Annotated in this window: 17 protein-coding genes; 9 read left to right on the top strand and 8 right to left on the bottom strand. The window is 70.4% G+C overall.

The genetic code is table 11. The annotated features are described in order from the left end of the window. The first annotated feature begins 106 nt into the window (after window positions 1-106). A complete protein-coding gene (locus QQS16_RS06950; protein WP_286060731.1) occupies window positions 107-529 on the top strand; it encodes a PPOX class F420-dependent oxidoreductase in 423 nt (140 codons plus the stop codon). Window positions 530-664: 135 nt separating this feature from the next. On the opposite strand, the gene QQS16_RS06945 is transcribed toward QQS16_RS06950, so the two are convergent. Then, window positions 665-1,024 (bottom strand): DUF8129 domain-containing protein, encoded by a 360-nt coding sequence (locus QQS16_RS06945; RefSeq protein ID WP_286060730.1) that lies wholly within the window; start codon window positions 1,022-1,024, stop codon window positions 665-667. A gap of 120 nt (window positions 1,025-1,144) precedes the next feature. Next, window positions 1,145-1,510: a DUF6479 family protein gene (locus QQS16_RS06940; protein WP_286060729.1), complete on the bottom strand. Its 366-nt coding sequence runs from the start codon at window positions 1,508-1,510 to the stop codon at window positions 1,145-1,147. A gap of 131 nt (window positions 1,511-1,641) precedes the next feature. Between QQS16_RS06940 and QQS16_RS06935 the strand changes: the two genes are divergently transcribed. The 7 genes from QQS16_RS06935 (at window position 1,642) to QQS16_RS06905 (ending at window position 8,921) form a co-directional block, all read left to right on the top strand. Then, the gene (locus tag QQS16_RS06935) at window positions 1,642-2,016 is read left to right on the top strand and encodes a four-helix bundle copper-binding protein (protein ID WP_286060728.1); all 375 of its coding nucleotides are present in this window, start codon (window positions 1,642-1,644) and stop codon (window positions 2,014-2,016) included. Window positions 2,017-2,150: 134 nt separating this feature from the next. Next, window positions 2,151-3,329 (top strand): acyl-CoA dehydrogenase family protein, encoded by a 1,179-nt coding sequence (locus tag QQS16_RS06930; protein ID WP_286060727.1) that lies wholly within the window; start codon window positions 2,151-2,153, stop codon window positions 3,327-3,329. Between the two features lie 760 nt (window positions 3,330-4,089). After that, the gene (locus tag QQS16_RS06925; RefSeq protein ID WP_286060726.1) at window positions 4,090-4,530 is read left to right on the top strand and encodes a PhlB family protein; all 441 of its coding nucleotides are present in this window, start codon (window positions 4,090-4,092) and stop codon (window positions 4,528-4,530) included. Window positions 4,531-4,589: 59 nt separating this feature from the next. After that, window positions 4,590-5,861 (top strand): CaiB/BaiF CoA transferase family protein, encoded by a 1,272-nt coding sequence (locus QQS16_RS06920; RefSeq protein ID WP_286060725.1) that lies wholly within the window; start codon window positions 4,590-4,592, stop codon window positions 5,859-5,861. Between the two features lie 57 nt (window positions 5,862-5,918). After that, window positions 5,919-7,097: an acyl-CoA dehydrogenase family protein gene (locus QQS16_RS06915; protein ID WP_286060724.1), complete on the top strand. Its 1,179-nt coding sequence runs from the start codon at window positions 5,919-5,921 to the stop codon at window positions 7,095-7,097. Window positions 7,098-7,146: 49 nt separating this feature from the next. After that, window positions 7,147-7,929 carry an electron transfer flavoprotein subunit beta/FixA family protein gene (locus tag QQS16_RS06910; RefSeq protein WP_286060723.1) on the top strand — a complete coding sequence of 261 codons (783 nt, stop codon included), beginning with the start codon at window positions 7,147-7,149 and terminating at the stop codon, window positions 7,927-7,929. 26 nt (window positions 7,930-7,955) lie between these two features. Next, window positions 7,956-8,921: an electron transfer flavoprotein subunit alpha/FixB family protein gene (locus tag QQS16_RS06905; protein ID WP_286060722.1), complete on the top strand. Its 966-nt coding sequence runs from the start codon at window positions 7,956-7,958 to the stop codon at window positions 8,919-8,921. Window positions 8,922-9,612: 691 nt separating this feature from the next. Here the strand turns inward: QQS16_RS06905 and QQS16_RS06900 are convergent. The 6 genes from QQS16_RS06900 to eno form a co-directional block, all read right to left on the bottom strand. Then, window positions 9,613-10,479, bottom strand: a complete 867-nt coding sequence (locus QQS16_RS06900) for a 3-hydroxybutyryl-CoA dehydrogenase (protein WP_286060721.1) — start codon at window positions 10,477-10,479, stop codon at window positions 9,613-9,615. 331 nt (window positions 10,480-10,810) lie between these two features. Next, window positions 10,811-11,731: a LysR substrate-binding domain-containing protein gene (locus QQS16_RS06895; RefSeq protein WP_286060720.1), complete on the bottom strand. Its 921-nt coding sequence runs from the start codon at window positions 11,729-11,731 to the stop codon at window positions 10,811-10,813. Window positions 11,732-11,891: 160 nt separating this feature from the next. After that, complete coding sequence (locus QQS16_RS06890; RefSeq protein WP_286060719.1) at window positions 11,892-12,989, bottom strand: alcohol dehydrogenase catalytic domain-containing protein; 1,098 nt, start codon at window positions 12,987-12,989, stop codon at window positions 11,892-11,894. Between the two features lie 76 nt (window positions 12,990-13,065). Then, window positions 13,066-13,617: a carboxymuconolactone decarboxylase family protein gene (locus tag QQS16_RS06885; protein WP_286060718.1), complete on the bottom strand. Its 552-nt coding sequence runs from the start codon at window positions 13,615-13,617 to the stop codon at window positions 13,066-13,068. Between the two features lie 35 nt (window positions 13,618-13,652). Further along, window positions 13,653-14,657 carry a VOC family protein gene (locus QQS16_RS06880; RefSeq protein WP_286060717.1) on the bottom strand — a complete coding sequence of 335 codons (1,005 nt, stop codon included), beginning with the start codon at window positions 14,655-14,657 and terminating at the stop codon, window positions 13,653-13,655. Window positions 14,658-14,717: 60 nt separating this feature from the next. Continuing rightward, window positions 14,718-16,046 carry a phosphopyruvate hydratase gene (gene eno / locus QQS16_RS06875; RefSeq protein ID WP_286060716.1) on the bottom strand — a complete coding sequence of 443 codons (1,329 nt, stop codon included), beginning with the start codon at window positions 16,044-16,046 and terminating at the stop codon, window positions 14,718-14,720. Between the two features lie 531 nt (window positions 16,047-16,577). On the opposite strand from eno, the gene QQS16_RS06870 reads away from it, so the two are divergent. After that, entirely contained in the window at window positions 16,578-17,171 is a 594-nt protein-coding gene (locus tag QQS16_RS06870) for an NADPH-dependent FMN reductase (protein ID WP_286060715.1), read from the top strand. Window positions 17,172-17,220 lie beyond the last annotated feature (49 nt).

Raw genomic sequence — 17,220 nt, 5'->3', positions numbered from 1 at the left:
GCGCCGACGAGAACCTGACCGCCGCCGGCTCCGCCGGCTCCGCCGGACGTCCGCTTCCGGAGAGCCGCGCGTCCGCCCGATCCCCCACGATTCGGAGGAACCCCGCATGTCCAAGCCGCCGCTGCCCGACGAGGCCGTGGAACTGCTGCGCCGCCCCAACCCCTGCGTGATGGCCACCCTGCGGTCGGACGGCACGCCCGTCTCCGCCGCCACCTGGTACCTGTGGGACGACGGCCGCGTGCTGGTCAACCTGGACGAGGGCCGGGTGCGGCTGAGGCACCTGCGCCGCGACCCGCGGGTGACGCTCACCGTCCTCGACGGGGACGACTGGTACACGCACGTCACCCTCATCGGACGCGTCGTCGAGCTGCACGACGACGAGGGCCTGGCCGACATCGACCGCATCTCCGGGCACTACACCGGCCGACCGTACCCGGAGCGGGCACGGGCCCGGGTCAGCGCGTGGATCGAGATCGACCGGTGGCACGGCTGGGGCGCACACCGGGACAGCGACCAGGCGGCCACCTGACGCCGGCGCGGTGGCCCGCGGGCGGTGACTCCGGCACGTCACGACGAGGGCCCGGGCAGCAGCCCGGGCCCTCGTGGCTTCGGAGCGTTCACGGCCCGGCGGGCCGATGTGCCGGCGTGCCGGTACCGCGAGCCGTCAGGTGGTCCGGTCACCCTTCGGCTTGCCCGGCTGGTCGGGGGTGCCGTGCGGCGGTGGGCTGAAGGGCTGCGGAGAGGTCGCCGGCGAGACGGGCGAGCCGCCCTGGCTCTGGCCCTGGCCCTGCTCGGGACGCAGTGCGCCGGGGTCGCCGGACGTCGGCTCGGCGCCCGCCTTCAGCTGCTCCAGCCGGGCCGTCAGCACCTCGGTCACCGGCAGCCGGTCGGCATGCGTCCGCTCGAACGCGAGCAGTTCCTCGACCTCCGAGGCGGTCAGCGACCGTATGCGACTCTCCAGGCCGCCGATCGGAAGATGGTCGTAGTCGGGCAGCGGCAGTGTGGTGCGACCGGAGTCGGCCATGGATCTCACTTCCCTCGGTGCGACAGCCTGTTCGTGCTCGGTGGCGGTCTGGTCATGCTCGGCGGTTCAGCCGTGCGGTGTGCGACGGGCCGTCGGTGACGGGCCCGGCCGGTTGGCGCGTCAGCGGCCGCCCGGACCACCACTGCCGAAGGAACCGCTACTGCCCTCGTCCCAGCGAGGCCGTTCCTCCGGAGCGCCGGTCCGGGTGCCGGCGTTGCCGTGTTCGTGCAGCTCGTGCGGGGTGAGCCGGTGATCGGTCTGCGGCATCTCGTCCGCCTCCCGGTGCTCGCGTACCTCGCGGACCGGGCCGCCCTCCGGCGGACGCGGCTGCTCCGCGGCCGTCGGCCGGGGCGGCTCACGCCTCTTGACCCGCACCCCCAGGAAGAAGGCGCCGATCAGCACCGCCACGACCACCACACCCGCCACGATCAGCCCACCGGCACCGGCGCCGGTGCCTGCGGCGATGTCCATCCATGCGCTATTCATGGCAACGCGAGTACCCCGGGCGCCGCAGGTGAACCGCTCGCCCGGGCGGACCGCCCCAGGGTGACCCCGGTGTCGGCGCAACCCTTGGAAACACCGGGTTTGGCGCGATCGGCGACGGCTACCCGCCCGATGTGACCACGACGACATCTCAGCAGGAGCTCTTCCAGTTCCTGGAGGACAGGTTCGCCTGCGCCCAGGCGTGCACCGAGTGCGCCCGGGCGTGCGCTCTGCGGGCGAGCCTTGTCGATCCGGACGGAACCGAGCAGCAGGAACTCGTACGCCGCAAGGGCATCATGTGCGCGGAGGTCTGCGACGCGACCTGCCGTGTGCTGTCCGAGCAGAACCGTCTCGACGAGGAGGGCATCCGCGTGCAACTGGAGTGGTGCCGGTCGGTGTGCCTGGAGTCCGCGCACGTCTTCGACCAGTACCCGGGCGCCGAGGACAGCGCCAAGGCGTGCCGGGAGTGCGCCCAGGCGTGCTCCGACTTCATGGCCACGCTCGTCTGACAGCCGGGCCCCGCCCGCCGGGGTCCGGCCCAGGCCCGTGGGTGCCTCTGCATTCGGCGCCTCGGCATTCCCAATTTCTGAAACACGTTCTACGGTGTGCGCCATCAGGACCGGCCTGGGAGCCTGGAGGCGCCGTGCATCTCGATCACACGCCCGAGCAACAGCGGCTGCGCACCGAACTGCGTGCCTATTTCGCCGCGTTGGTTCCGGACAACGCCCACGCGCGCTTCACCGACCGGGCTGCCCAGAAGCGGTTCTACCGGGCCACCGTCCGCCGGCTCGGCGAGGACGGCTGGCTCGGCGTCGGCTGGCCGAAGGAGTACGGCGGCCGGGGTCTGTCGGCGATGGAGCAGTTCATCTTCTTCGACGAGGCCGCCCAGGCGGGCGTCCCACTGCCGCTGATGGCGCTGAACACCGTCGGTCCGACGATCATGCGGTACGGCACGGAGGAGCAGAAGGCGTCCTTCCTGCCCAGGATCCTCTCCGGCGAGATCGACTTCGCGATCGGCTACAGCGAGCCCGACGCCGGCACCGACCTGGCGTCCCTGAGGACGCGCGCGGTACGCGACGGGGACGAGTACGTCGTCAACGGCCAGAAGATCTGGACCACCAACGGCGACACCGCCGACTGGGTGTGGCTCGCGGTCCGCACCGATCCCGGCGCCCCGCCGCACAAGGGCATCACCATGCTCCTGATGCCGACCACCGACCCCGGCTACTCCTGCACGGTCATCAACACCCTCGCCTCGCACGACACCACGGCCAGCTACTACGAGAACGTCCGCGTCCCCGTCTCCCACCGCGTCGGCGAGGAGAACCAGGGCTGGCGGCTGATCACCAACCAGCTCAACCACGAACGCGTCACCCTCGCCGCTCACGGCACCATGGCCATCCGCGCCCTGCACGACGTGCAGCGGTGGGCCATGGAGACCAAGCTCGCCGACGGCCGTCGCGTCGTCGACCTCTCCTGGGTGCGACGCCTGCTCGCCCGCACCCACACCCGGCTGGACGCCCTCAAGCTCCTCAACTGGCAGATGGTGAACGCCGTCGAGAACGGCACCCTCACCCCGCAGGACGCCTCCGCGGTCAAGGTGTACGGCTCCGAGGCCCGCCGGGACGCCTTCGCCTGGCTGATGGAGATCGTCGGCGCCGCGGGCGCGCTGAAGGAGGGCTCGGCGGGGGCGGTGCTGCACGGCGAGCTGGAACGCGGCTACCGCTCGGCGGTGATCTTCACCTTCGGCGGCGGCAACAACGAGATCCAGCGGGAGATCATCTCGTGGATCGGGCTGGGGATGCCGCGGGTGCGCCGGTGAGCCGGTGTGACCACCGACGCGAGTTGTCACATACCGGGGATGGTTGGCACCAAAATCTCAAGGGATCGAGATGGCCGCTGAGCCGTCACGCGGCAGTTGCCGCGAGGGCTTGAATCGCCGTCGACTCTGACTCCGTGGCGAGGGTGGCCCCAGCCGGTTGCCTTCTGGCCAGGTCAGATCACTCTCTGTCCGCTGCCTTCGTCTACCGTTGAATTCAAGATCGAGTGGTTACCGTCTGCCGGGTCGCGAGTTCTCCGTCGGCCCAGAGGTTCTTCGTGTGCTGGTGGCACATCACCTATGGCGCCGTGACCAGGAGAAACGACGGTCTGGTCCGTTATGGGAGGAGTGTTGGCCCGTCAACGGTCCGGATCTTGGTCTTGATTGAGCTGGTGGGCGCGACCCGGGGTGAGGCGCCGGAATTCAAGAGCCCGACCGCCGCCGCCGCCGGGGTCGGGATACCGGTCCGCTGGTGGAGCGTCGACGACGGGGCCCGTGCAGGGGGCCGGCCCGGTGCGTCCGTGGTGGGAGGCCGAGAGCAGCGAAGTCGCCCAGCGCATCGACAGACCCGCGCGCAGCAGCGCTCCAAAGGGAGATTAGCGCGGGAAAACCCGCTCTGACCTCAGCCGATGGAGCGTATTCCGCGCACAAAGATGCGTCAGTACGTCGTTGACCGGCGATCCGCGACGGGGCCAGGGTGGGGAGCCACATCGGATCCCGACCACCCGTTTTCCGGTCACCGAACTGCGTGCAGGAGGCCGTGATGCTCCAGACAGACCCGCGTGAACCCACCGAGCTCGCCGACGACCACGAGGACGCTGCCGTGACCGCGACGACGAGCGTGGCCGTCGCGCCGGACGCACCGGCGGTCTGCCGCGTACTCCTCTTCCAACGCTGCCTCTGGTGCGGCACCCCGGCCTACCGCCGTTCGTTCTGTCGTGCCTGCGGGTCCACGGCCTTCAAACGGGAGCGCAGCGAGGGCTCCGGGGTCGTCGTGCGTCGGTACGGCCATGTTCCCCACAACACCTGGTTCGTCGCGATGGACGAGGGCTTCAACCTGCTCTGCCAGGTCACCGGGACGGCACCGATCGCGGTCGCGGTGGGGGTACGGGTGAGCGTCGTACGGTCCGGCGCCCCCCTTGGCCAAGGCCTGCCCCTCGTCGAACTCCCCCACCCGGCACCGGCTCCGGAGCGCTGGTGGTGACCGGAAGCGGCCGGGACGCAGTCACCTCGCAGACGCGGGACGATCAGAGAGGAGGGTGCGTGGGCACCCAGCACAACGCACCGGACGGACGGGCCGGCGTTCTCGACGGAACGGGGCGCGGCGCCCTGGACGGTCTGCGCATCGCCGACTTCTCCCGGGTCCTCGCGGGGCCCTACGCCACGATGCTCCTCGCCGACCTCGGCGCCGACGTGGTGAAGGTGGAACGGCCGGGCATCGGGGACGACACCCGGGCCTGGCACCCTCCCGCGGACCACGACGGCACGTCGACCTATTTCCTCGGCGTCAACCGGAACAAGAGGTCCGTCGTCCTGGACCTCACGACCGACGCCGGGGTCGAACAGGCCCGCGCCCTGGTCGCCGAGTCCGACGTGCTGGTGGAGAACTTCCGTCCCGGCACGATGGAACGACTGGGGCTCGGCCCTCGCGAACTCCGTGCCCGGCACCCGGAGCTGATCTACTGCTCGATCAGCGGTTTCGGCAGCGGCGAGGGCGCGGCGATCCCCGGGTACGACCTGCTGGTGCAGGCCGTCGGCGGGCTGATGAGCGTGACCGGAGACGCGGCAGGGGAGCCGATGAAGGCGGGCGTGGCACTGGTCGACGTGATCACCGGGCTGCACGCCTCGCTCGGCATCCTCGCGGCCCTGCGGCACCGGGACGCCACCGGGGAGGGGCAGTGTGTGGAGGTGAACCTGCTCGGCTCGCTGCTGTCGGCCATGGTCAACCAGGCGTCGGCGTTCGCCGTCGCCGGTGTGGTTCCGCGCCGCATGGGCAACGCACACCCGAGCATCGCCCCGTACGAGACCTTCCCGGCGGCCGATCGCCCGATCGCGATCGCGGTGGGCAACGACCGGCAGTTCGCGGCGCTCGCCAAGGTTGTCGGGGAGCCCGGTCTCGTTGCCGACGACCGCTTCCGCGCCAATGCCGACCGGGTCGCCCACCGCGCTGCCCTGCGGGACATCCTGACCGAACGGCTGGGCGGCGCCGGCGCGGATCACTGGTCGGCCGTCCTGCTGGCCGCGGGGGTGCCCGCCGGACCGGTCAACACGCTCGACGAGGCATTCGCCTTCGCCCACCAGCTCGGCCTTCCCGGCATCGTCGACATCCCCGCCGCACCCGCCGCACCTTCAGGGGGAGCAGGCGGAGCAGGCGGAACGCAGGGCGTGCCCTTCCGCCAGGTCGCGAGCCCCATCGCGCTGAGCGGCACGCCGGCGCAGTACCGCCTGCCGCCGCCGCGCCTGGGCCAGCACACCACCGAGATTCTTGACAGCCTTTTCGACCACGTCTCCGCGCCGAACGAAGCGGCCGGTTGACCTCTCCGGCGCGGACACCGCGACCGAACCGATCACCACAACCTCCAGGAGCTCACGATGAGCGGCGCCAAGCCGATGAAGGACCCTCTCGACCTGCTTGACCTCTCCTCCACATTCAGCGACGAGGAGCGCGAGATCCAGGCCACCGTCGCCAAGTTCCTCGCCGACCGGGTGCGCCCGCACATCGGCGAGTGGTTCGAGAACGCCCACTTCGCCCGCGAACTCGCTCCAGAGCTTGGCAAGTTGGGCGTGCTCGGCATGCACCTCGAAGGGTACGGCTGCGCGGGCACCAACGCCGTCAGCTACGGACTGGCCTGCCTGGAGCTGGAGGCGGCGGACTCCGGCTTCCGTAGCTTCGTCTCCGTGCAGGGCTCGCTGTCGATGTTCTCCATCTGGAAGTGGGGCTCGGAGGAGCAGAAGCAGGAGTGGCTGCCCCGGCTCGCCGCCGGTGAGGCCATCGGCTGCTTCGGCCTGACGGAGCCCGACTTCGGCAGCAACCCCTCCGGGATGCGCACCAAGGCCGTCCGCGACGGCGACGACTGGATCCTCAACGGCTCCAAGATGTGGATCACCAACGGCGGTATCGCGGACGTGGCCACCGTCTGGGCACAGACCGAGGACGGCATCCGCGGCTTCCTCGTACCCCGCGGGGTGCCCGGCTTCACCACGCAGGACATCAAGCAGAAGATGTCCCTGCGCGCCTCCATCACCTCGGAGCTCTACTTCGACCACGTACGGCTGCCCGACTCGGCGCGGCTGCCCCTCGCGGAGGGCCTGCGCGGACCGCTGTCCTGTCTGAACGAGGCCCGCTTCGGCATCCTGTTCGGCGCGGTCGGTGCGGCCCGCGACTCGATCCAGGCAGCCATTCAGTACGCCGACTCCCGAATCCAGTTCGACAAGCCGATCAGTGGATTCCAGCTCACCCAGAAGAAGCTCGCCGACATGAGCGTGTCCGTGGGCAACGCCGCGCTTCTCGCCGTGCACCTGGGCCGGCTCAAGGACCAGCACCGCATCAAGCCCGAGCAGATCAGCGTCGGCAAGCTCAACAACGTGCGGGAAGCGATCGCCATCGCACGGGAGTGCCGCACCATCCTCGGGGCCAACGGCATCTCCCTCGAGTACTCGCCGCTGCGCCACGCCAACAACCTGGAGTCCGTGCTGACGTACGAAGGAACCAGCGAGATGCACACCCTGGTCGTCGGTCAGGCGATCACCGGCCAGGCGGCGTTCCGCTGACCGGGACGCCGGCCGCGACGCCGACCGTGACGGCTGAGAGAAGACACCCGTGAACATCGTCGTACTGGTCAAGCAGGTCCCGGACTCCGGTGCCGAGCGCACCCTGTCCGAGGCCGATCACACCCTCGACCGCGAGGACGCCGAACTCGTCCTGGACGAGATCAACGAGCGTGCCGCCGAAGAGGCGTTGACGCTGAAGGAGACGACGGACGCCCACGTCACCGTCGTCTCCATGGGCCCCGACTCCGCGCTCGACGCCATCCGCAAGGTACTGGCGATGGGCGCCGACCGGGGGATCCACATCTGCGACGACAGACTGCGCGGCGCCGACGTGCCGACCACCGCGAAGGTCCTGGCAGCGGCCGTGCGAACCATGGAAAACGTCGACCTGGTGCTCGCCGGCGACGCCACCACCGACGGCCAGGCGAGCGCGGTCCCCGCAGTCGTCGCGGACCTGCTCGGCCTGCCGCAGGTGACCCATGTGCGCAAGCTGGACGTGGACGCGGGACGGGTGCGCGCCGAGCGCGAGACCGAGGACGGCGAGGCGACACTGCACGCCCCGCTGCCCGCGCTGGTCAGCGTCACCGAGAAGATCAACGAGCCGCGCTACCCCTCCTTCAAGGGGATCATGGCCGCCAAGAAGAAGCCGGTGGACACGGTCGACCTCGGCGACCTGTTCCCCGACACGGACGCGGCCGGATTCCCCGTGACCCGCACCCGCGTCATGGAGGCCGTCCCGCGTCCTGTGCGGACCGCCGGAACCCGCGTCACGGACGACGGTTCGGCCGGCCGGCAGCTCGCCGCGTACCTGATCGCCCAGAAGCTCGTCTGAACCGCCCGACCAGGAGACAGGCCCCCATGCCCGAAGTCCTCGTACTCGTCGACCACGACGGGGAACGTGTCAACAAAACGACATATGAACTCCTGGCCGCCGCACGGCGGCTGGGGGACCCGGCCGCCGTCGTCGTGGGAATTCCCGGCACAGCGACGCGCCTCACGGAATCCCTCGCCCGCCACGGAGCCACAAGCGTCCTCGCGGCGGAATCCACCGACGCGGCCGAGTTCCTCGTCACGCCCGCCGTCGACGCCCTGGAACTCGCGGTCCGGGAAACCGCTGCCGCCGCTGTTCTGGTCTCCGCCACGACGGACGGCAGGGAAGTGGCCGGGCGTCTCGCCGCGCGGCTGGACGCAGGGCTGCTGGTCGACGCGGTCGACCTGGACTCGTCCGGGGTGGTCACCCAGATCGTCTTCGGCGGGTCCTACACCGTGCGCTCCCAAGTCACCCACGGCATACCGGTGATCGCCGTGCGTCCGGGCACCTTCGAGCCGGAGGAGCATCCCGGGGAGGCAAAGGAGCGGGAACTGGCCCTGCCGCCGATCGACCCCGCGTCGTCCGCACGCATCACCGCACGGCGCGCCGCCCCCGCGGGCGACCGACCCGGACTCACCGAGGCGACCGTCGTGGTCTCCGGAGGCCGCGGCGTGGCAGGAGCGGACGGTTTCAAGGTGGTGGAGGAGCTGGCCGACGCTCTGGGAGGCGCCGTGGGCGCCTCGCGCGCCGCGGTCGACGCCGGCTACTACCCGCACCAGTACCAGGTCGGGCAGACCGGCAAGACCGTCTCCCCGCAGCTGTACATCGCCCTGGGCATCTCCGGGGCCATCCAGCACCTCGCCGGGATGCAGACCTCCAAGACGATCCTCGCGGTCAACAAGGACCCGGAGGCACCGATCCTCGGCCTCGCCGACTACGGCGTGGTGGGCGACCTGTTCTCGGTCGCTCCCCAGCTCACCCAGGAAATGGCCGCCCGCCGCGCAGCCGACTGACGTCGAGCCAAGGGGGGCCGGAGCGCTGAGTGCGCTCCGGCCCCCCTTCGGGCTCCAAGCATCCAGCAGCCGGTCAGGGCCCGCCCGGCGTGAGTTGCTCCATCGTCAGCAGAGGGGCCGTCCGGACCCGCCTTCTCGGGGAGCCTGATGCGGCGGCAGACGGAGACACTCAAGCCCCGGAGCCGCGCACCTCCTGCTCCTGGAGGAGCCTCGCGAGTAAGCCGAGTTGGGCACCTCGCTGTGCGCCGCGCGCCCAGGCCCGGACAGATGCCGGTCGCCACGGCCGAACCACTCAGACTCGCGCGCCGTCGTCGGCACCTCGGTTCAGACGCGGCCCGACTCCTTCCAGCCGACTCTTCAGCACGCACGCCGGGGGTAGGGCGCTCCCCCAGAGGGACCGCCGGGCCCGCAGCCCCGCGCCAGCGCCCGTGTGATGTTCAGTGACGGCGCCCCCAGCGCCCCCAGCGCCCCCAGCGCCCCAGCGCCCCGGAGTCCCGGAGTCCCGGCGCCCAGGCGTCCCGGGGACCGCACACCGCAGTTGCCGCCGCCACCCGTACTCGCCGTTCGGCGCAGCAGGACCGCACCGTCTTGGACCGGATCCGGAAACAGCGTGGATGCTCCGTGACGACGGTTCGGGCGTGCGGGATGCCCGGACACGTGGGGCACCCCGTCGCCGCAGGCTCTCAAACCCTCAGGCCGCCTGGTAGCTGAAGAACCCCTGCCCTGACTTACGGCCCAGCAGCCCCGACTCGACCATGCGGCGCAGCAGCGGGGGAGGGGCGTACAGCGGTTCCCGGTACTCCTCGTACAGGGCCTCGCCTATCGCCGCCACGGTGTCCAGGCCGATGAGGTCGGCGAGGCGCAGCGGGCCCATGGGATGAGCGCAGCCGGCGGTCATCCCCGTGTCGATGTCCTCCGCCGTCGCGGTGCCGGAGCTGACCATCCGTACCGCCGCCAACAGGTAGGGAACCAGCAGGGAGTTCACCACGAAACCCGCGCGGTCCTGCGTGACGATCGTCTTCTTGCCCAGAACCTCGCCCGCGAAGGCACGCACGCTCAGTTCCGTGGCCTTCGAGGTCTGCAATGAGGGGATGACCTCGATCAAAGGCATGAGAGGGACCGGGTTGAAGAAGTGCAGGCCGATCACCGCCTCCGGTCGTCCGGTCGCCGCCGCGAGCCGGGCGATGGGGATCGAGGAGGTGTTGCTGGCCAGGACGGCGGCCGGGTCGGTGACGATCTCGTCCAGCTGCCGGAACAGCGCCGTCTTGGCCTGCTCGTCCTCGACGGCGGCCTCGACGACCAGGTCGGCCCCGGCCAGCCGGGAGAGGTCGGCGGTGACCGAGATCCCGGCCAGGGCATGTGCGCGGTCGCCGGGGGCGATGGTGCCGCGTTTCTCCGCCTTGAGCAGGGAGTCCGCCACGCCGGCGAGTCCAGCACGAGCCCTGTCCTCGGTCACGTCGCACAACGTGACGTGCAGCCCGGCCCGGGCGCAGACCTCGGTGATGCCCCGGCCCATCTGCCCGGCGCCGACGACCCCCACGTGCTTGATCGATGTCATGTGTTCCTCCGCCTGTTCCAACGCCCGGCGGCGGTCGACCGACGCCGCCACGGTCTGTGGTGCCGTGTTGAGCGTAGGCCGGGAACACCCCCTCTGACCTGCTCGGACAGTGCGCCATCCGCGCACAAACGTGCGCTCGGGCGGACCTGACCGACCTGACGGACGTGACGGACCCGGCGGCGCTGCCGAGCAGAGGGCCGAGACCCCCTCAGTGGACTGCGGATCACCAACTGGGCCCCGCGCGGGTGCCGTGGAGGCTCTCTGGCCCGGCGCCGCCTCGCCGCCGGGAGCTCCCGCCCGCCCCACGCACCCCGCACCGAGCACCGCTGCTTCAGCCGGCGACGACCGTGGCGGCGGCGGCCTCGCGCAGGCGGCGGATCAGGCCGCGCACCGCGGGCGAGGTCTCGCCCCTGCGGTAGGCACCCACCAGCCGGGTGGTCAGGGACACGTCCGCCAGCGGACGGTAGGCCACCCCGGGGATCTGCACGCGGCGCAGGGAATCAGGGACCAGAGCCACCGCGAGACCACCGCCCACCAATGTCAGAGCCGCGATGAAGTCCCGCACCGGGGGAGCGCACCGCGGGCTGAACCCGCCTTGCTGCGCCACCTCGAGAATCTGGTCGCGGCAGCCGTACTCCTCGTCGAAGTGCGGGGCCACGAACCGTTCGTCGCGCAGCTGCGCCGCCGATATCGCCTCGTACGCGGCCAGCGGAGCGCCGGCCGGCAGCGCCAGGACGACCTCCTCGGTGAGCAGGCAGGTGGCCGTGACTTCGGGCGGGTACTCCGGCCGCCAGCGCAGGAAACCGACGTCGATGTCCCCGCAGGCCAGCGCCTCCAGTTGGGCGGGTGTCTCCAGCTCGCGCACCTGCACGGTCAGTTCGGTGCCGGGGGCCGCGCAGCGGGTGAGGACGTCGGTCAGCACTCCGGAGAACGTGGCTGAGGCGACGTACGCGATCTGGGCGTGCCCCAGCTCCCCGCGACCGGCGCGACGGCCCACGGTCTCGGCGCGGGAGATCTGGGCGAGGGTCAGCCGGGCCTCTTCGAGAAAGAGCCGCCCGGCGCTGGTGAGCGCCGGGCGGCTGCGCCGTCCGCGGTCGATCAGCCGCACGCCCAAGTGCGACTCCAGGGCCCGGATCTGGGCGCTGAGCGCCGACGGGGCAAGATGCAGACGGTCCGCCGCCCGCGCGAAGTGCAGTTCCTCCGCGACGGTGACGAACGATTCCAGCCAGCGCAGTTCCACCGGCTCCTCCATCCTGCCGGGCCCGTACTGACGAGAGCACGGGCCGTGTGCTCGGCTTGTGTGAAGCACCCCGCGGCGGCGTCGGGGCAGAACAGGCCCGCCGCGGGGTGAGTACGGGGCGCCAGGGGCATGGCCGGTCACGGGGTGTCCGGATGCTCGCCGGGGCCTCGGTTCAGGGGAGGACGACGTAGTTGCTGAACCCGCCGTCGCGGTCCTGGAGCTCCGAGATCGCCTCGTTGACCTTGGCCAGCGGGAACGGCTTGGCCTGAAGGTAGGACAGGTCCAGGGCGCCCGTGCCCACCATGTCGGCGAGTTCCTGCCCCTGCGCGGTGCTGAACCAGTTGGAGCCGATCAGCTGGACCTGCTCGTCCATGAGCCACTTCACGTCCACGGGCAGCCGGTCGGCCACACCGCCGACGTTGACGACCCGGCCGCCCCTGCGGACGCCCTGCATGGAGTCGAGCATCGTCTCCACCGGTGCCTTGGCGCCGAGCGCGCTGATCACGTAGTCCGCGCCCTCGCCGCCGGTGCGGGACTTCGCCCACTCGCCCGTGGAGCCGTCACCCAGCCGGAAGACCTCGACCCGGTCCGGGGCCAGTTCCTTGACTCGCTTGAGGAGTTCCTCGTTGCGGCCGGTGCCGAGGATCCGGGAGGCGCCGGAGGCCAGCGCGAGCACGGTCGCCGCGACACCGAGGGTTCCGGTGATCCCGTCGATGAGCGCGACCTGGCCGGGGCCGGCCGCGGCGTTCTTGAGGGCGCCGTAGGACGTGCCGATGTAGCCGAGTTTTCCGGCCTGCTCGAACGTCATGTTGTCCGGGAGGTTGACGATCGAGGACTGCGGGGCGGTCATGTACTGAGCGAAGCCGCCGTACGGATACAGGTCGAAGATCCGCTGGCCGTCACGGGAGGTGCTGAAGTAGCCGTTCAGGGTGAAGTAACGGCAGCGGCTCAGTTCACCGCCCCGGCACACCTGGCAACTACCGCACCCGCGCAGGGGGTTGACGTAGACGCGGTCACCGGGCTTGGTGTTCAGCACCGCCTCGCCGACGGCTTCGACCACGCCGGAGGCGTCCAGGCCGAAGATGGCGGGGAACTTGGGCAACGGCTGGTGCGGGAACCAGGTGGGCCAGTTGTTGATCACGTTGGCCATGTTCGGCACGATCCCGCACGCCTTGACCCGCACCAGCACGTCGGTCGGCCGCGGGGTGGGCACGTCGATGGTGTCCACCGACATCGGCTCACCGAGCGCGTGCAGTCGTGCAGCGAGCATTTTCGCCATTGAAATACTCCTTGAAACTGCTCCGTCCCAGGCGGCCGGAGGCGGAGACCCTGAGATGAAGAATTACCTATGAATTCGGGAAGGGGTTCGGGTAGTTGGCTTCGAGGTCGATGTCCAGCAGCCCCATGATGCGGACGCCGGAGTTGTACCAGGCGATGGACAACGACAGTTCGACCATCTGCTTGTCCGTCAGATGCTCGGCCGCGGCATTCCACGTCTCCTTCGAGACCTCGACCTGGAGCGTGGACTCCTTGGCGAGGCGCATCACCGCCTTCTCCACCCCGTCGAACAGGTCGGACGACTCGAAGTCGGCCACCGCCGCGAGCTGTTCCCCGGTGAGCCCGGCCCCCAGCCCGTGCGACTGGTGGTGCGCGACCTCGTACACGGACCGGGTCGCGTGGCCCACGGTCAGGATCGCCAGCTCACGCAGCTTGGGGCTGAGGTCGGCGGCGCGCAGCGAGTTGGCGTAGGTCAGGAAGGCGTCGAGCTGGGCCGGCGCATGGGTGAGGGCGAGGAAGATGTTCGCCGTCGGTACCTTGCGCTCGGCCTCCAGCCGGTCGTACAGGGGCTTCTGCGCCTCGTCCGCGTCCTCGCGACGCAGGTAGGGGACTCGTGCCATGGTGTCTCCTCGGGGGGACGTGATCGTACGAAAGGTCAGTGGGCCGACTGTTCGAGCAGGTACCGCTCCATCGACATCGGCTTGGGCAGCTCGGCCGGCGGGATCTGCTTCACGCCGACGAAGGGCGACGCCTCGAAGTACCACTTCTCCAGGGCCGGCAGGCCCCAGCGGGCGTTGGTGCTCAGCGCCGCCGCGTCCCAGCGCACGGGCTCGATCTCGGTGTCGATCGTCTGGTAGTGGCTGTTGAAGACCTCCACCCGGTGGCCGTCGGGGTCGCGGAGGTAGGCGAAGAGCATCCCGCCCGGACCGTGCCGCCCCGGGCCGCGCTCCACGCCGTCGCCGTAGCCGAGAATGCCCGCCCAGTCGCAGGCGGCGAAGATGTCGTGGCTCTCGGAGACGGTGTACGCGAAGTGGTGCAGGGCGGGCCCGGTGTTCTCGATGATCGCCAGGTCCAGGCAGGTGCCCTTGCGGTACATGAAGGCACCCAGCAGCTTGTCGCCGTGCTCCAGGTACTCCGAGTTGCGGAAGCCGAGCTCGCTGTAGAAAGCGCACAGCTCGTAGGTGTCGGGCGCGAAGATCTGGTAGTGGTCCAGGCGCTGCGCGTGGGCACCCTTGTAGGACGCGAAGTCGATGTGCAGCCGCGGCCGCGTCTCCATGGTCGCGCACAGCTCGAGCGGCGTGCCGATGGGGTCGCTGACGTGCAGGGTGCGGCCCTGGTACGGGACGTCGACCCACTCGGCGGGCAGACCCCGCTCACGGAACCAGGCGTACGCGAGATCGAGGTCCTCGTCGAAGAAGACCCTGAAGCCGATCCTCCTGGACCTGCCGCCGCCCTTCTCGTCCAGCTCCAGGACGAGACTGTGGTGGCAGGCCTCGGCGAGGCCGCGGAGGTAGCAGGTGCGCTCGTCCTCGTCGCTGACGACGAGGCCCAGGGCGTTCACGTAGAAGTTCCGGCTCTCCGCCAGGTCGGCCACGGTGAGGCGCACATGACTGGCGCGGGTGATGTTGAAACTGGGGCGCAGATTGACGGGAGGCAGCATGGTGGTCTCCGGGCTCCGATCGGCTCTGGATTTCGATGACTGTAATACTTCGAGGCCGTTTTACGGCTTGGCAGCGGAAGGCGCCGCAGTCGTGGAGGACGCGGAATCCGCGAAGGTGAAGGCAGACCATCCGCTGAATTCCGCGGATTCGCCGAGGGCCTCCTCGATGCGCAGGACCTCGTTCCATTTGGCCATCCGCTCGGAGCGGGTGAACGAGCCCACCTTCAGCTGGCCCGCGTCCCAGCCGACGCTCAGATGGGCGATGGTGACGTCCTCGGTCTCTCCGGACCGGGCCGAGACGATCGTGCCGAAGCCGGCGTCCTTTCCGGCGCACAGGGCCTGGTAGGCCTCCGTGACGGTACCGGCCTGGTTCGGCTTGACGAGGACGGCGTTCGCCGCTCCGCTGGTGGCCGCCGCCTCCACTCGCTTGGCGTTCGTGACCAGGTAGTCGTCGCCGATCACCTGGCAGCGGTGGCCGTAGCGCCGGGTGAACTCCACCATCCCCTGGTGGTCGTCCTCGCCCACCGGGTCCTCGACGGAGAGGATCGGATACTGGTCGACCCAGCCGCCCAGCATGTCGACCAGTGCCTCGGTGTCCAGGGTGCGGTCGTCCAGCGCCAGCGTGTACTGCCCGCCGCTGCCGAACTGCGAGGCCGCGACGTCCAGCGAGATGCCCACCTGGGAGGAGGGCGCGAAGCCCGCGCTCTCGATGGCCAGGGTCAGCATCTCCAGCGCCTCCTCGTTGGAGTCGAAGGCGGGCCAGAACCCGCCCTCGTCGGCCACGCCCTGCGCCTTGCCGGCCTTGCGCATCAGAGCTCCGGCCGCCCGGTAGATCTCCGCCGTCCAGTCCAGGGCCTCGGAGAAGCTCCGTGCCGCCGGGCAGACCACCATGAAGTCCTGGACGTCGACCCGGCGGTCCGCGTGGGCTCCGCCGCCGAAGATCTGGATCTCCGGCAGCGGGATACGGACCGGCCGTCCGCCCGCCAGGTGCTGCCACAGGGGTACGCCCGCCGACGCGGCGGTGGCATGCAGGACCGCCATGGACGTGGCCACGATCGCGTTGCCGCCCAGACGGCCGCGGTCGGGGGTGCCGTCGAGGTTCACCAGCAACCGGTCGACGGCCTCCTGGTCACCCGCGTCACGGCCGGCGAGGGCGGGGGCGATCTCGTGGTTCACCGAGCCCACCGCGCGCCGGACGTCGAGCCCGCCGAAGCGGCTGCCGCCGTCGCGCAGGTCGAGGGCCTCGCCCTGGCCCGTCGATGCGCCCGCCGGCGCGATCGCCCTGCCCACCGCACCGTCCGTGAGGTGAACCTCGACCTCGACGGTCGGCCGACCGCGGGAGTCCCACACCCTGCGGCCGTAGAGCTTGGCGATCCGCGCGTCTGTCATTGCGGTGCGACCTTTCGGAGTTCGGACGATCGGGTCAGGAGAACCGGGTCAGGAGAATCGGGTCAGGAGAATCGGGTCAGATCGGGTCAGAGGAATCCGCCCGTGCCGGTCATCGGGGGCGCCCCCGCAGCCGGAGGCGATGGAGGCGACGGAGGCGTACGGAGCAAAGTCCTCGCCGACGAAACGGGCTCGGTCGGCCCCCGCTGGGCCGCACCTGGATCGGCGCAGCGGGGGCGGGCACGAGGGAGAAGGTCATGGCGAGGGTCGCTCGTTCACTGCGGCTCTTCGTGCTAACGATAGCGCAATCGTCCAAAGCGGCAGCTGCTCTGTCAAGAGCGGGGCCATCGCTCAATCCAGCGGTCGTCACCTGATTTGGCGCCCTCTTGGTTCGTGCGAAAGTTGATGCTATCGTTCGCACATCCGGTGTTCCGGTGAGAACTCCGGCGGACCCGCGCCCTTCTGGACGACGGACAGCACAGGGGGCGTGGGTCCGCCGGGCCGCAAGACGCCCGACAGGGAAGAGAGCCCGACATGACACTCCAGCCCTCCGTGGCGCCCATGACCCTCACCACCGTTGTGGCCAGTACGCGCCCCGGACGTGTGGGCAGATCCGTCGCGGACTGGTTCGCTCTCCGCGCCTCGGAGTGCGACCAGTTCGAGTCGCACACCGTCGACCTGTACGAACTCGCTCTGCCCTTCTTCGACGAGCCGCATCCGCCCGCTCTGCGGCAGTACACGAAGAGCCACACCCGCGCATGGAGCCGGATCGTCGACGCGTCGGACGCCTTCGTCTTCGTCACCCCGGAATACAACGGCTGCTTCCCCGCCCCGTTGAAGAACGCCTGGGACTATCTCGCCGTGGAGTGGCAGCACAAGCCGGCCGCGTTCGTCAGCTACGGGGGCGTCTCGGCGGGCACCCGCGCGGTGCAGATGGGCAAGCAGGTCGTGGCGAACCTCAGGATGCTGCCGATCGGTCCGACCGTGAGCATCCCGTTCGTCAACGGCCTCGTCGAGGGCGGCGATTTCAGGCCCGGCAAAATACACGAGGCCGCTGCCGAGCAGGTGCTCGACGAACTCGCCCGCACCGCCCGCGTCATGGGGCGGCTGCGCAGTGGGACGTACTGACCCGCGCCGCACATGCGAAGGCGCCCGGAGCGCATTGCTCCGGGCGCCT

It is taken from the genome of Streptomyces sp. ALI-76-A (genome assembly GCF_030287445.1).
Classification (GTDB): domain Bacteria; phylum Actinomycetota; class Actinomycetes; order Streptomycetales; family Streptomycetaceae; genus Streptomyces.
The sequence above is the reverse complement of the archived record's forward strand: the minus strand, read 5'-3'. Positions and strand labels throughout refer to the sequence as shown.

Coding starts and splice junctions, on each gene's coding strand:
- QQS16_RS06950 (WP_286060731.1), top strand. CDS start 107: ATGTCCAAGCCGCCGCTGCCCGACGAGGCCGTGGAACTGCTGCGCCGC.
- QQS16_RS06945 (WP_286060730.1), bottom strand. CDS start 1,024: ATGGCCGACTCCGGTCGCACCACACTGCCGCTGCCCGACTACGACCAT.
- QQS16_RS06940 (WP_286060729.1), bottom strand. CDS start 1,510: ATGAATAGCGCATGGATGGACATCGCCGCAGGCACCGGCGCCGGTGCC.
- QQS16_RS06925 (WP_286060726.1), top strand. CDS start 4,090: ATGCTCCAGACAGACCCGCGTGAACCCACCGAGCTCGCCGACGACCAC.
- QQS16_RS06915 (WP_286060724.1), top strand. CDS start 5,919: ATGAGCGGCGCCAAGCCGATGAAGGACCCTCTCGACCTGCTTGACCTC.
- QQS16_RS06905 (WP_286060722.1), top strand. CDS start 7,956: ATGCCCGAAGTCCTCGTACTCGTCGACCACGACGGGGAACGTGTCAAC.
- QQS16_RS06900 (WP_286060721.1), bottom strand. CDS start 10,479: ATGACATCGATCAAGCACGTGGGGGTCGTCGGCGCCGGGCAGATGGGC.
- QQS16_RS06895 (WP_286060720.1), bottom strand. CDS start 11,731: ATGGAGGAGCCGGTGGAACTGCGCTGGCTGGAATCGTTCGTCACCGTC.
- QQS16_RS06890 (WP_286060719.1), bottom strand. CDS start 12,989: ATGCTCGCTGCACGACTGCACGCGCTCGGTGAGCCGATGTCGGTGGAC.
- QQS16_RS06885 (WP_286060718.1), bottom strand. CDS start 13,617: ATGGCACGAGTCCCCTACCTGCGTCGCGAGGACGCGGACGAGGCGCAG.
- QQS16_RS06880 (WP_286060717.1), bottom strand. CDS start 14,657: ATGCTGCCTCCCGTCAATCTGCGCCCCAGTTTCAACATCACCCGCGCC.
- eno (WP_286060716.1), bottom strand. CDS start 16,046: ATGACAGACGCGCGGATCGCCAAGCTCTACGGCCGCAGGGTGTGGGAC.
- QQS16_RS06870 (WP_286060715.1), top strand. CDS start 16,578: ATGACACTCCAGCCCTCCGTGGCGCCCATGACCCTCACCACCGTTGTG.